The organism is Barnesiella sp. An55 (assembly GCF_002161555.1).
Lineage (GTDB): Bacteria > Bacteroidota > Bacteroidia > Bacteroidales > Barnesiellaceae > Barnesiella > Barnesiella merdipullorum.
Genome location: NZ_NFHZ01000017.1, coordinates 40,008 through 55,710, shown reverse-complemented (window position 1 = coordinate 55,710; position 15,703 = coordinate 40,008). Strand labels below are relative to the sequence as shown.

Sequence of the window (15,703 nt, the reverse complement as noted above, 5' to 3'; positions counted from 1 at the left end):
AGTATCCAGTCGAATATCCCGCCGAAAACAAAGCCATGTATTCGTGGCACTCTGGTTCTCAAAGGCCGTAATCCAATGAGCCGCAGGAACATCAGCTTGCGCCCAAACGGTCCATAGACCAACCATAATGAGGATAACAAATTGACGAAACATATATATTATTGAATTTGCATAATGAAGATGAATGTATGGAGTTACAAAAGTCTTTGTATTCTGCCCGATAGGCCGAACCGAAAGGCTTTCAAACTCCATTACACAAATTACCCGATAATCAATTTAATCGTATGACAGTCATTCCCCATGCATATTCTCAAGAGATAGACGCCAGGGGTCAAATCGGAAAAATCGAAACAATATGAGCCTATGATATCGGCTTCGCCCTGCCGTATGCAACCACCACTTGTTGCGTACAGGCCGTAACTCATTCGGGTACCCCCATCGCCGCTTGCCTCAATATAGAAGAGATTCGTTCCTGGATTACGATAAAATTTGAATGGAACGTTAACCTCTGCTATAGACTCTATTCCCGATGGATCTCCGAAGTTCAAGTAACGAGAGACCGTCAACCTTTCATACTTGGCAGTTACCGTTCCACTCTTCTCTGGACCATCAAGCAACAAAGTTTCACCTTCGATATGTCCCAGACCGGGAGTACAACTCAAAGAAACCGGAGATAGTTCGGAGTCCACAAGGACATCGTACTGGTTATACCCCAAAACCGACAAAGGAATCTCCCGAGCCTCAATTTGCGCTTTATTCCAATAATTAAAGGACAATCGGGCAATTTTGTCATCGGCAGGCGCCGTAGTTCTCAAAAGCCAGCCATTGGTAACCGCACGCTCTTGTCCATCACTCGGCTTGTTGACTACCGCATGATTAACCACCATACCGGTAGAACCGCCTCCGTCCAAGCCTATTACATCCGAGGCCCCCAAGGCCCGCAAAATATCACACATCTCATCGGAGTACACGCCTCTCGAATGGGACTGTCGCCCGTCAATAGCAATCAGGTATAACCAACGACCGTCGGATGAACAACCAATTCCAGTTCGCGGATATAACACATTGTTATACGAGTCATTGAAATTACAATCCATAATTACCCCATTCTTCATCAACAACGAGTTACCACCCACCATCTCCTTAATCAGGGGAGCCTCTCCATCGGCTGTCTTAATAGACATATTGATTTTCAATTTCTGTCCCACAGTCAAGTTGTCCAGAAAAGCCTTTGCGGCATCAATCCCCGACAAAGCCGACTCTCCCGGTTCCAATGCATTATGCCCCTGTGTATCACGAATAATTCGAGTCACGATACAAGTCTTGGGTGAATTTATCCCCCAACTCTGGCCATCGGACAATTTGAAGAACACCTCGGTCTTTAGTTTATCACCAATATCGGCATTCTCATCCATACGAGTATAGCCACCGGCAAACTCATTATAAAAAGTCATATCGCATGAGTAGCAATCGGTACGGGGGATATTCACATCATTAAAACTATATGATGCGATAGGTGATTTCAAACTGACTACCGACCCCCCAAACTCCATGTTGTTAAGTATCGGTTTGTTGTCATAATCAATCGCGGCAAAAGCCCATGCCATACTGCGAGGTTCTCGCTGTATCACCCCTTCGGAGGCACAACCACCCCGAGGAGCGCCCAGTGGATATTCGTTGTGGCCACTGATGTTAAAGAAATCGCCATTGATACCGGCATACGCATCGGAGCCGGCCGTGGTATATCTATCACAAGCCGAAGAAACCCGCTCCAAACCATCGATAACATCATTGCCTAAAAATGTCTTCACTTGCGAATAGGGATTTTGCAAATCGAGTTTCAAAACATGGGCCTCAACAGGTAAATCGTCGATGCGGATATATGCATATTCACAACCCGGTCCCGGGACATAGGCATTCAAGGTATCCACCTCATGCAACTCACCCCGTATCATGATTTGAGTCGAAGGATCATAATTCTCTATAATCTGAATCAAGCTATTACGAAATGACTCTATCTCTTCGGAACTTTTGGTAAAGTCGGTGGGAGTACGATATACTTGACTCAATATTCGTTCGGTTTTCTCTCGGCCAATCTTTTTCTCTACGATTTTCAACAGCTCATAATCCTCCTGTCCCTCTTTCCATTGCTCCAAGCGTACCGAAGCGACAGGCTGCTCCTCTATTCCAAAAAGACTTCCCGGGAAAACCAAAGCGCCATCGCCTACCGCATCGAGACTACGATCAAAAGCAAACGGATTCAACTGATAACGATTAACTCCCCAATACAAGAAGCCGGTCTCCTGTTCTTTCCACACTCGCCACATAATGGCTCGATGATGAAACGGAGTTAGTTCCAAGAGGAAATTGGGCTGATCGCCTTTGGGATAACAGCACACATAAGTCCACCACTCCGACTGAGGCTCAATCATCTTTCTAAACTCCTCGGCCTTCGCATTTTCACCTTTGTATTCTTCGGCAGCAACAGGTAAAATTTTAACGTACTGTGTCAAAAAGTCAAATGTATAATCGTAATTCCATTTGTGATCACCATCAATCAAATAGCTCGACACCGGAACCAACATCTTCGACCCTGGCTCCAGCGACAACAGATGCGACGACTCTTCGGCAATTTGTGCATAATGAGCCTCTTTCTTAGGCTCATCCCAGATATAAAAATAGCACCGGTCAAAAACTCCTTTCTCCTTCATATCGCTACACATGCGTAAAAACGCCTCATCCTCAAGCATACAAGGGAGCGCAAAACGACAGAAACGCGGGTCTTGAAGCAAAGCTTGACTTCTGGGGTCATCCCAGGACCAAGGCGAGAAACAATTCTCCCATCGCCAAGCACCTCGATCGACAATTACACTATAATAAGGATCTATGCGACGCGACAACAGAAACTCGGTCCACAGTTCCTTTTGCCTGTCGGAACCTCCGTCGGGCATATTATCCAAATCGATACTAAACTCCGAAGGTATTGACGGGGTAAGCGGTATCTCATAATCGGCCACTCGAATCTTGAAATTTACCTTTACATTATTTTTCAGACTCTTGACTTGTACCGAATAGTCATACGTCCCTACCGAGCAATTCCGATCGGTCTCAAACGTCAACCACACTACGGTCGTACCCTCTGCCGCTTCTACCTGAGAATCAAAAGGGACCAATGCATCGTCAAAGGTATCGATTTCGCGAACAACTCTATAGCTAATATCAATACCGGCCGGAGCCGACGACGACGTAAAAGAGATGTTCTCTTTCGGTATAGTCGATAAGACAAGTTGTACATGCTCGGTCTCGCCTTTACCCAACACGACCAAATTAGATTCCTTGGCCGGGAAGTCCTGATAATTATCCAGAATTTCTGTACAAGGCATCACCCATACCTCGCCTGTATCGGCCATAACAGTACCGGGGTACATCCAAGCCATTAAGGCAATCATTGAGAAAAAATATTTTTTCATACATTTTATTTTATTGATTACTAATTATATATCTACTCTCCAAAATCTGTTTGCTGTTGCTCTACACTTTTCAACTCCTGGTTAAGACGGCTACGTTGCTCAACCTCCTCACCACTATCTCCGGTAGAGATCAATTCGCTCACCCCTGCTCGATCTTCTTCATTATAGATAGCCCCATAGGGCGCCGGCAATACCTCAAACTCCAACTCACCCTGTAGAGGCATCTGTAAACCAGGGAAATCAACAGCTGCACGCACCTTTACCTTTCCGGGGCGTAGGGTTGTACGCACCAAAACAGGTGCTGTTCCCCACTCAACGGCTCGAGGATTGGTATGTGTTGCCTCATTGGCAACCAGCCGGCCCTCTCCTTCGATTGAAAAGCGTATGTGATAATTGTTGAGTCGTTTAACCGTACCCTGCTCGTCGGTCACCGAAGCTATCACGGTAACTAAATCAGATCCGTCGGCTATCGGAGCAATGTGCTCATCATCCAACCGAAGTTCGATTTTAGCCGGACGCCTGGCCGGCATACGCTTATGCTCAGCCACCTTTACTCCATTCAGAAAGCCCTCGGCCAGTAAGAATACCTCATCGTGCCGGTTTTGGCGAGAAAGCGCCTTGTCATCCATAAACCGATAAACCTTTTCAAACCGGATAATTGGTGAAGGCATCCCCTCACTCTGTAGCTTTTTGTGATAACTATAAGTGTTGCCTCCCTTGAAAACAGTCAGCCTTACCTCATCACAATTGCTGTACACTGTCACATCGGCAGGTGAGAAAGGCGTCATTTCATGCGCAATATAAACCATTGGGCCACTATCGGCCTGAATATCCAAAGTATCGATCGGACGTTGTGCCATAAACATGTAATATGCATATTTGGGTTGTCTGAATACATCGGTCAATCCTCCATAAAAAGGATCGGGATGATATCCCCTCTGATGATCGAACGAATGCCACAAACATCCACCTACATGCTGACGGGAGGTGCGCCATAACGCATCATAACTGGTGCATACATAGGGAGGTAAGGCGTAGTGCATAGCCTGTACCAACATAGGCACTTCACCCCACGACCGCCTCACACGACTCGTCGAATTATGAGAATTCCAGTCATCAACATTATCACCCCACTCTCGGGTAAAGTAAGCGACCCGGCTATCAAACTCCTTTGTCGCAATATCGGTATCACCATTCCCCGGATGAGCATAACGAACAGAAAACTTCGAAGCTCCCCGAGCTTCAGAATCGCATACTACATGAGAATAGTGATAGGGATACTCCTCGCCAACGATTTGCACGGCACTATCGACAAACGACTCGGGATACCAAGTTTCATTTAAAATAGGTTCCCACAAGAAAACCGACGGTCTGTTTCGATCCCGACGAATCATATTTCGTATGTCGCTGAAAACACGATCTTGAAACACTGGCTCATCGTTCCAAAATTGCCATCCTGGAGTATTCTCAATGACAAAAAGGCCCAAAGCGTCACAAGCATCCATAAATGCTGGATCTTGAGGATAATGTGCATTACGCACGACCTCCAGTCCCAAAGCTTTTATCTTCATGGCATCTCTCCAATGCAGATTATTGGTCATGGCATTGCCCACTACGGCAAAATCCTGATGCCGATTCACGCCCATCAGCGGATGAGGATAAGGTTTCCCGTTTACCCACAAGCCATCCGACCCTTTAAACTCAATACTGCGTATGCCTATCTTTTTTCGATAGCCATCTATTGTTTCCCCCGTGTTCTCATCTTTGACTTCGATATACAATTGATATAACGATGGAGACGATGGAGACCACAAATAAGGTTTCTTGAGCCTGATATATGTTTCACAATTTCCCGAGCGCCCCGACAAAAGCCGCACCTGACAGCTCTTTTGCGCTACAGTTTCACCCGACGGAGCTCGCAACGTAAACAGCACCTTCCCGCTAAAAATACGAGAAGTCTCATTTCTCAGCTGCAACTTCAAATTCACATCGGCCGACTTCTCGGAAACCCGACTGTATGAAACGAATAGTCCTCCCCCACCTACTTCTGCAGCATAATTCTCATCGGTTATATACACCCGGTTATGAGCAATCAACCAACAATCGCGATAAATCCCGCCCGAATAGGTAAAATCGAGAAACTCCTGAGGTTTTCCTGGCGGATAGAGCGGACAGTTCGAGTTGTCGGTATAGACAGCGATCACATTCTCGGGCTCCAGTTTATCGGTAATATCTACTATTACAGGTAAATACCCTCCATAATGGGTCGCACACAATTTGCCGTTGACCCATACACGAGCCTCACCCATAATTGCCTCGAAATAGAGAAACAGCTTTTTCCCAGCAAATGAGTCGGACGAAGAGAAATGTTTTCTATACCAGCACACACCCTGATAATTGATGCACCCACTCGCCTCAGTAGGCAAAGTATCTATACTATGGGGAAACGATACCAGAGTCCACCTCGAGTCATCAAACTCCTTTTGCTCGGCACCAACCATATCACCTCTGTAAAAAAGCCATGATGGATTCATTGAATAGATTTCCCGCCCGACACCGTCAAGGGGATAAAATCCGGCGACCGAAAACTCGGGTTGAACTGAATGTCCCCAAAGCGTATAGCAGAAACAAAGACTTAGCAGGATTGAAACAACCGTTCTTCTCATAATCGGGATTATTATATTCTGCCGATATTTCTATCGGCAGAATATAGTTAACATTAATGTCTTATGATAATCTTAATCGCTTGGGGGGTAGTATTCCCTTTCAGCAGGACTACATAAACCCCACTATTCAGATAGTTCAAATCAATTGTAGTCTCTTCCGAAGCCACCTTATAAGTCTGTAACAATGCCCCGGTCAACGCATATACTGCAACCGACTGAATCGAAGACTGTGCGCCGGCAATAACCAGTTGATTGTTGTGGAATCGTATGTTATCAACAAGAAGTTCGGTCTCAACCGCCGAAGCATTCAATTGAACCGTTGCATCGGGATGATCCCAAGCCGTAATCGTGAGCGAGCCGGCCGAAGTCAAATCTTTCAATACATAGAGTGCTCCCGCCTCAACCGCATAATCATCGGGACTTAAAACCTCACCATCGACACTTATCTCTTTAATAAGCATTCTCCAAAGTTCATTATCGGTAAAGGTAATCGTCGTATAATCGGGGGTACACTCATCAACCGACAAAACGGGACTCTCATTCTGAGGAACCTCATCGCCATAGTAAAAAGGTATATAGTCCGATGCGGCATTATACCCGTCGTCCAACAGATATACGGCCCAATAATAGCCATCACCTGTAGCTCCCATGTTGTTGGCCGGAATGGTGCATGTACCCTCTTGCGAACCTGGATTGTCGAGATAGGCATAGGTAGTCGTATATCCACCTGGAATACCGGTAATTGCCTGTCCAAGAGGCGCTATACCGATATAATCTTTCTGATTACCAGCCCCATTGCTATATTTGACTACAATGTCCGAGCCTCTTTGAATATGGAAATTTTCCAAAGAGATAGTAACCTGTGACCACACTTGTGCCAACGAAGCAATCACACACGCCAAAAGTAAAGTTAACTTTTTCATAATAACTGATTTTTTTTAGTGAAACATAGATTTTAGATTATTGTATATACCGAGCAGCTTGCCACCGATCGATGAAGAATCTCAAAGAGCGCTGGAATCTGTCGAAATTTTTATTCTCTTGTAGAGTCCATCCCGTTTCGGCATAGGCTGCAATCTGAGGATAGACCATCTTATACATTGTTTCGGGTCGGTTAATCCACTCGCCCCACATGGCACACGAAAGGCCCAATATCAAATCCCGATCACTCTCCAACCACTCGGGAACCGGATTAAAGTCATAGGCCTTCTCCAACGAAATAGGTTTGTATCCATACTCCAACCCTGGAACAATCTTATCGTAGTTATAATTCAAATAGGTATATTCGCACAGAGTATTCACAATTTTAAGACGCCGCTCGAGGGCTTTCTTCAATATCGAGCGATCCCCTGTCCAAAACTGAACAATCGTATTAGCGGGGTCGAGTTTACTTTGCACCTCGCTATCGGGTTGAAACGCATGAAGTTTGTCGCCGGTGATATCGTTCCACCCCATCATGATTTTTCCTTTTCGACTCAAATAGCTTGAGAGTCGATTGGCAAACCAGATCTGTAACTCGGCCGGAGTCGATAGCTGTTCCTTCTCCATCAATTGTTGTATTGCTTGAGAGTTTTGCCACTCATCATATTTCACCTCATCACCTCCAATGTGAATAACCGCCGAAGGAAAAAGAGACGAAACTTCGTCCAACACATCCCGGATGAAAGTCTGCACCCGACTGTCGGCTATATTGAAAACAGCCGAAAATACTCCATAACTACAAGGTACCGATATCGGGTCTTGACTACATCCCAGCCAGGGATATGCCGCAATAGCAGCCGATGCGTGCCCGGGAAATTCAATCTCGGGAACCACCGTAATGTGGCGATCGGCGGCATAAGCTACAATCTCACGAATATCGTCTTGCGTGTAGAATCCACTCACGGGCGTGCCATCATATACGGTACTCTCATACCAGTCGAGCTGAGTAGAATCTCTATGCCCACCCACTGCGGTCAGCAAGGGATATTTCTTGATTTCAATACGCCAACCCTGATCATCGGTCAAGTGCCATTGAAACACATTCATCTTCAATGCAGCCATTTCATCCAAAAGCTTCTTTACCTCACTCTTTCCCTGGAAGTTACGTGCTTCATCCAACAGGAAACCACGCCAGGCAAATGCCGGATAATCACAGACAACCATGCACGGGAACAGTATTGAAGCCCCCTCTTCCTGAGCTACCTGCCTAAGGGTCTGGATAGCATAAAACACGCCCGATTGAGTTGAGGCACAAATGGTTATCCCATCAGAATTTATGTCCAGCATATATCCTTCGGGCTTTATCTCACTGGTATAACAGATACGAAAATCAGCTCCCGACTTGTCACAAAAGTCGTATGACAACAAACCCGCCTTGTCCAAGCCATCCATTGCTCGCCGTACCTCTTCCTTGAAACACACATCGCAATACAGAAGAGCTTTCCTCCCCATACGATATTCGCCCGACTTCCACTCTACATGATTGGGATAGGGCAATATACCGGCAAAAGAATGGGATCTTCCCAGAAAAACAATGAGAGCTATTATCACCCAAATCTTATATTTTGTCATACCTATCATATTCATTTCTTAAAAGAGAAAGTTGTTATCATAGCCGCGTGGTCCGACGGGAAACGTATCGGATGCTTGTCAAGCATTTCAGAACGAACGGCTTTCACTTTATCACCCATATAATAGATAAAGTCGATGCGATATTGCAAGTCGAGCTTCGACATGGTGGACCAGGTAAGGCAAGGATCCTTCACAGGATCGGGATGGAGTTCTCGATACGAATCCTTAAAACCTCTCTTCTCCATCAGTACACTGGTAGGCCATTTCAATACATAGCCACCGAACAGATGTTTCGCCTCCTCGGTCCAATCCAGATGAGAACCACTGTTAAAGTCTCCCGAGACAAAGAGAGGCACCCCTTTCTGGTCAAAGAAGGGTTGCATATCACCCAATATGGCCGTCAACTCGCGATAACGCGTGGGCAACTCTTGCTGTTCTATCTCCTCGACCGACAATCGTGCCCTCACTTGCTCGTCGGTGATGGGTCGGTAATCGAGCCACAGATTTACATAATTGATGACCTGAGTCTCGCTGATACGGATTGTTGCAGCACACGTGTTGAAGGGCTGAAACATATCCCAGGTCTGTTCTATGGGATACTTGCTCATAATCGAAAGATTTGAACTGCGCAAATAGAAATAATACCCCAGGGCATCGGCTATTTCGGCCCCGGCTCCGTAAGTTTCAATCATACCTATGATATCGGCATGAGACTTTTTAATCACCTCTACGACGCGATTTACGCCCACCTGCTCACCCAATTCATGACCTCCATGGAAAATATTAAACTCCATCAAATTTATCTCAGGAGTAAAATACGGTAGCCGAGCCTCTCGCCTGATTCCTGTAAACCGCTCATATTCATCGGCAATTTCAGCTTCACTCTTCACCCGATCGATAAAAGAGAAACGGTCTAAAAGGCCCTCGAAACTGTGCCATTGATCGTCGATGTGATTTCCTATATATAAAGGATTTCCCGTCGCCAAGCACTTATTCCCATTGGTGCAATAAGTAGCTACATTTAGCCCGTCGTAATACATCTTCATCTCATCTTTATCGGCATTATGAGTTACAGCAAGGAAATGCCACTTCCCATCATTAATGGGCTGCCGTTCTACAGTAGGACGATAATCCCATTGCCAATTGGTCCCATCGGTAAAATAGACGCACCACGACCCATTTTCCTGAGCCGACAACATAATGCCGGCATCTTTCATCTCATATGAACGCTTATTACTTACCAATGCTTTCAGACCTGTTTCCCGACTCGTTGTGTTGACCCAAATTCCCAAAGAAAAAGAGCCTGCCATATCGAGCGAATCAATCTGCCCCACCGTAACCGGATTGCGATGATAGGCATCGGAACTCAAATCCAGGGCTTTACCCTCGATTCCATCGACAAACCGATATTTCTCATAAAACTCAGCCGGATTATCAAATGTTACAACCACCTCCTTGGCTTGAAGCGGCCAAGCTACAAACACCAGTAACGGGATTAATATAGAATAAGAATATCTCATAATCTTTCTTTGTTAGACAATAATCTCCCTCTGAACAACCCGAAAGTTATTCTAACACAGGGTATAACCTGGGCTCCATCTTATGTCATGCACAAGATGAAAAGGAGATTATATTTAATTGGAAATTAGATAATTACCAGAAATTTGTTTCGTGTAAATTAGGATTGGTAACACGTTCGCCCTGAGGTATCGGGAAATAATAATACTTAGGCTCGATAAATTTCTTGGGACTGGTCAAATCATTTGTCAGAATAATATAACCATGATCACCTTCCGAGAGAGAAATACCGGTCTTTTCGCCATTTTCATCCTCAAGATAGTAGCATATCTTCTTTTTATAAATGGGCTTGACCGAAGCACTGTTCAAGAAAATGCCCACATCGGAAACTCCGTCACCAGTCACATCGAATACCTCGTTAATAGCCGCAATATAGGCCCCTTGTGGCATCTCGAGAAGGGTCCCTACACGCCACCGCAGAATATCATCTTTACGAAATCCCTCACAAGCCAACTCGACCCGACGTTCGCGACGGACTTCGAGAATTGCGTTTTTCATGGCACCCGAAACATTGGGATACTGTTGTTCCAAAATAGGATCGGTCACCAACTCCGACAAGATCATGTGAGGCATTCCTACCCGATCTCTCAACTTATTAATCGATTTATCGAGATCCTCTTGATTGAGTGTTCCCAACTCGGCTTTGGCCTCGGCATAGATAAGCAATATCTCACCCAGCCGCATCAAGGGAAGATCGTTATATGAGGTACCCGGCATAATCTGCTGAGCATCTTTCGATACGAACTTGATTTGAGGATACCCCCCCAAATTCATATTGGGGACAAACGGTTGTACATCGCCCGGTCGTATGTAACCGGGATACATAAACGTTTGTGCATATCGGGGGTCTCTATCGGCAAAGGTTTCGATAAATGTCTTAGTCTGGTAGTTTTCTACCGAAGAGAACGGAACAGCCTTATTCTCTTTCTTTACCAGATAACTCTCCATCAAAGCCCGACTCAAATTGGTAGTATAGGAGAATACATGATTCGAAGCATAATGCTTAATTTGTGCATCATAATCATAATCTTTGAACAGAATAATCTCCTTACACTTGCTCAAATCATTGCTGATAAACAGGTTGCGATACGAATTATCAGGACCGTCGGCATCATAAATCTCAAAGTCGGTAGTATTTGCCATGATAGCTTCACAAGCCGTAACCGCTTTGCGAAGGAACTCATCGGCAGTACTTTCCAAACCCAGTTCGGTGTGATACTTTCTGAACGTACCTTCATGCAAGGCTATACGGGCCAGCAAGCCATAGGCATACCACCGGTTGTAAACGGTTCTATTCTCAAGGTCGGTCATAATATTTTTACACCCGAAATCCAAATCTTCCATGATTTTCTCAACGACAAAGGTGCGGGAATCTTGAGGCTTGTATAGCTCATCGACCTCGGTATCTTTCAAAGCACGGTCATACCAAGGTACATCACTATATCGCTTTACCATTTCATAATATTCGCGACCACGCAACATACGCACAATGCCAATATAATGGTTTATCAATTCCTGGTCACCCTGCGCTTTACCGGCATTATCGAGGAAATAGTTCAACTCACGTATCTGGCCCCAATCCCAGCCACCAACCGTAGCAGGTGTAATATTGCCATGTATCAAATCCAACATTTCATCCTTTTCCGAAGCAACAACATTGTCGGTTCCCGGATCCCAATACTTAGGAGATTCACTTAAGTACAATTTATTGACAAAAAGCTCCAGATCGGACGGTGAGTTGAAGAAATTTTCAGTAACCAACGACGTTTCGGGCAAACGATTCAAAAAAGAATCGTTACAACCACATAACCCCATCATTATAATTACAATATATAATACTCTCGTTTTCATAATTCATACGTTTTAGAAATTAAGATTGAGGCCAAAAGAGAATACCCGTTGCATGGGATGTACCAATCCAAGCCCCTCGGGATCGACATTCTTGCAAAGTTTGGTAATCTCAGCTATATTATCTCCACTAAAATAGAACCGCACCTGATCGATTTTAATCTTACGGGTAAGCGACTGTGGCAAAGTATATCCAAAGGTGATATTCTTGATTCTCATATAAGAGGCATCCTGTAAATATCGGGTTTGGGCAATACTCATATCACCTGCGACCTCGGCCGTATAGGATTTCAACCGGGGGAAATATCCGTCGGGATTCTCGGGAGTCCAGTGGTCAAGATTGTTGGTATATACATCTGACCACGGAGCTCGATAAATTCCAAAGAACGTAAACACATTGGGATACCAGTCCTTTTTCCCTACACCTTGCAACAAGATTCTAAGGTCAAAGCCATTCCATTCGGCGTTTATATCGGCACCATAGCAATAGCGATCGCTTGTGTTCCCGATAATCGAAAAATCGCCATGGTCATCGATTGTCCATTTGCCTTTATTGACATATCCATCGCCATTCAAATCCTTGTATTTCAAATCGCCGGGAGCAAGAGGCCGGTCACCCGGATAGGCCGTAACCTCCCATTGGTCGGCATGATTCTTAATATCCTCCTCACTTTGGAAGAAACCTTCGGTCGTCAATCCCCATATATCACCGATACGCCATCCGGGATAATAATCGTCAAGCGTTCCGGTCTCATTGTTAAACTTGGTTATCACGGCATACGAATCGGAGATATTGAATTTAACCGAATATTTGAACGGTTTGGATGCCAACATAAAATGGTCTTGCCAACCAATCGAGATTTCCCATCCCTCGGTTTTCAGGTCGGCCGCATTCTGACGAGGCGACGCAACACCCAATACACCGGGAAGCGTTTTCCCTGGAGTGAGCATATCCTTGGTATTTCGACGATATACATCGCCACTGAATGTAAGTCTGTTTCTCAAGAAAGCCAGATCCAAACCGAAATCAATCGTATTTACTTTCTCCCACGTCAAGTCATCGGATATCAAATCGGGCGACCCCACTCCAATAGGCTTTTTCCCATTGAGCAAGTAGTTACACTCATAGAAGGTCATATTTGAAATATACTCATAATAGCCCACATTTTGATTACCCAGCCAACCATAAGAGGCCCTGAGTTTGGTCATATTCATCACCTCTTTTATTCCTTGATAGAAATTCTCGTTTGAGATTACCCACGCGGCCGAGAATGAAGGGAAAAATCCAAAGCGATGGTCCTTTTGGAATCGCGAAGTTCCATCGTAACGGCCGTTTGCTTCAAAAATATATTTATCGTCAAATATATAGTTCAACCGATAAAAGCCACTCCGCGTAGCCCAGCTGTAACGGGTATCGGTCAAAGTTTTATTATCGCCCGATGCCACACCAATACTGGGAGCCGAGTTACTGATAAGGCCATCTCGCTCACCGGTAAAGTATTGTGCGGTTTCGAGTTGCTGCTCAAAGCCAAGAGTTGCGCCTAACTCGTGTTTACCAAATTTCTTGTTGAAGTTGGTATATACATTAAAAAGGGTAAATCGGGAATTATCATGCTCGGTACGAGCGAAATCGCTCCATCCCAATTCCTTGGGTGCACTCTCGGGCCCATCTCTATACACGATATCTTTATCAGACTCCCAATAGTTCTTATGCTTGTTCCAAAATTTAACAGCAAGATCTCCTTTTACCGACCAAATGTTTTTAATAAGCTGGATATCAAACGAAATCTGAGTCTGAGCCAATAGCTCTTCATATTCGCTTTCGCCGCCCATTTCGGTACCGGCAATATACTTGGCTCCACTCTCGGTCCAACTTCCGTCGGGATTCTTGGGAATAGTCAAGGCATTGGCATTGTGTATCTCTTTGTACAACCAACCGCAATCGAGCGAAGAGGGTGCTTTATAGGTATAATAAGTCATCGATGTATTATTTGAAATCGAAAGCCAATCGGTCACCTGATAGCTGACATTACTCCTCAAGTTATAACGATTGTACTGATCGGTATTATACTTAAGCATACCGCTTTCGCCAAAATACTCTCCACCCAGATAATACGAGGTTTTCTCGGTAGCTCCCGACATACCGATGGAGTGTGAATGAGATAGCCCGGTATTATTATAGAGTTCGTGAAACCAGTCGGTAGCGCCCAAATAGGTATATCGGTTTGGATCAGTCGGGTCGATCATTACCGGCGACAACGAAGGATCGAGCGAACGTTGCTTGGCATACTCCAACTCCTCTTCGCTGTAAAGGTCGTACCACGGAGCTCCCATAATATCTTTATACGAAGCCTGTATATAGGGGTCTTTTACAACCTGTGGCATACGCCCCAGAGTACGCACGTTGACCGTGTTGTTGAACGTAAACCTTACCTTACCGTCTTTTCCTCCTTTTTTCGTCGTAACCAGAATTACACCGAATGCGGCCCTTGCTCCATAAATAGCAGCTGAAGAGGCATCCTTAAGTACCGATATACTCTCAATATCGGCACTGTTCATACGCGAGAAATCGGCCTCTTCGGTAGGGATTCCATCGACAAGAATCAATGGAGCTCCACCATTGGTTATAGTTGTGACGCCTCGAATATTGAAACTCGGAGTCTGATTTATCTGACCGCCATCCACACTAATATTCAGGTTGGGCACCAATCCTTGCAACATGGTTCCCACGTTATTGACCGAGCGGTTTTCAAGGACAGCTCCCGATACGGCCTCGACGGCTCCACTCAAATTTATCTTCTTTTGGGTTCCATATCCCACGACAACCACATCGTCCAGTTGTTGTGCACCATCGTCGAGAGTGATATCGAGACTGTTTTTATCGGCAATTGCCACATCCTTACTCTCCATACCCACATAGCGAATACTCAATACGGTACTTTCGTCATATTCGCCTTCGAGACTGAAATAGCCATTCAAGTCGGTCACTGTACCTTGTTGAGTCCCTTTTACCAGAATACTGGCACCCACCAATGGTTCGCCCGAATGATCCTTTATATACCCTGTCACTGTACGTTTGGATTTCTGCTCTCGCTTTTTATCCTCACGCGAAAGTACAATGTGATTTCCCTGCAATTGATAAACCACATTTTCACCTTGAAACAAGGTGTTCAATACAGTAGAAACGGGTTCCGACTTAACTTGTACCGTATATTTCTTCTGTGTATCGACTTGTGAGTTAATAATTACAAACAGATAATTGGTCTGCTTCTCAATATCGTTAAGAATAACCCGAAGGGGTGTATTGACATGATTCATAGTAACACGAGCATTTTGAGAATAAGCGTTGAAAGCAAAAATCTGCAATATGCCCACAAAAAATAAGGTACATGTGATTTTCATAATTCTTAATAATATTGAATTAGAGGAATGTTCATTCCTCAACATCAATTTCTTTTTCATACATTTGTGTGTTTTAAGATTAATACAATTCTTGTGTTAATTTTCCAAAGGGGAATATCGATTGTTTGGCGACGGTTCGATATTCCCTACTTTTTATCTGGGCTATGTCTTTCTCATGGTATTGTG

At 44.8% G+C, this 15,703-nt stretch carries 7 protein-coding genes; all 7 read right to left on the bottom strand.

Translation table 11 applies throughout. The features are described 5' to 3' along the window. Positions 1-260 precede the first annotated feature (260 nt). Positions 261-3,470 (bottom strand): phosphodiester glycosidase family protein, encoded by a 3,210-nt coding sequence (locus B5G10_RS10685; protein WP_087424715.1) that lies wholly within the window; start codon positions 3,468-3,470, stop codon positions 261-263. Between the two features lie 32 nt (positions 3,471-3,502). Further along, the gene (locus B5G10_RS10680) at positions 3,503-6,136 is read right to left on the bottom strand and encodes a glycoside hydrolase family 2 TIM barrel-domain containing protein (RefSeq protein WP_087424714.1); all 2,634 of its coding nucleotides are present in this window, start codon (positions 6,134-6,136) and stop codon (positions 3,503-3,505) included. Between the two features lie 53 nt (positions 6,137-6,189). Then, positions 6,190-7,059: a T9SS type A sorting domain-containing protein gene (locus tag B5G10_RS10675; RefSeq protein WP_087424713.1), complete on the bottom strand. Its 870-nt coding sequence runs from the start codon at positions 7,057-7,059 to the stop codon at positions 6,190-6,192. Positions 7,060-7,096: 37 nt separating this feature from the next. After that, on the bottom strand, positions 7,097-8,689 hold the full coding sequence (locus tag B5G10_RS10670) for a beta-N-acetylhexosaminidase (protein ID WP_158098814.1): 1,593 nt from the start codon (positions 8,687-8,689) through the stop codon (positions 7,097-7,099). An 11-nt stretch (positions 8,690-8,700) separates the two neighbouring features. Next, positions 8,701-10,173, bottom strand: a complete 1,473-nt coding sequence (locus B5G10_RS10665; protein WP_158098813.1) for a LamG-like jellyroll fold domain-containing protein — start codon at positions 10,171-10,173, stop codon at positions 8,701-8,703. Between the two features lie 169 nt (positions 10,174-10,342). Beyond that, positions 10,343-11,899 (bottom strand): RagB/SusD family nutrient uptake outer membrane protein, encoded by a 1,557-nt coding sequence (locus tag B5G10_RS10660; RefSeq protein ID WP_241147755.1) that lies wholly within the window; start codon positions 11,897-11,899, stop codon positions 10,343-10,345. A 231-nt stretch (positions 11,900-12,130) separates the two neighbouring features. Next, a complete protein-coding gene (locus B5G10_RS10655; protein ID WP_241147754.1) occupies positions 12,131-15,433 on the bottom strand; it encodes a TonB-dependent receptor in 3,303 nt (1,100 codons plus the stop codon). Between the last annotated feature and the right edge of the window lie 270 nt (positions 15,434-15,703).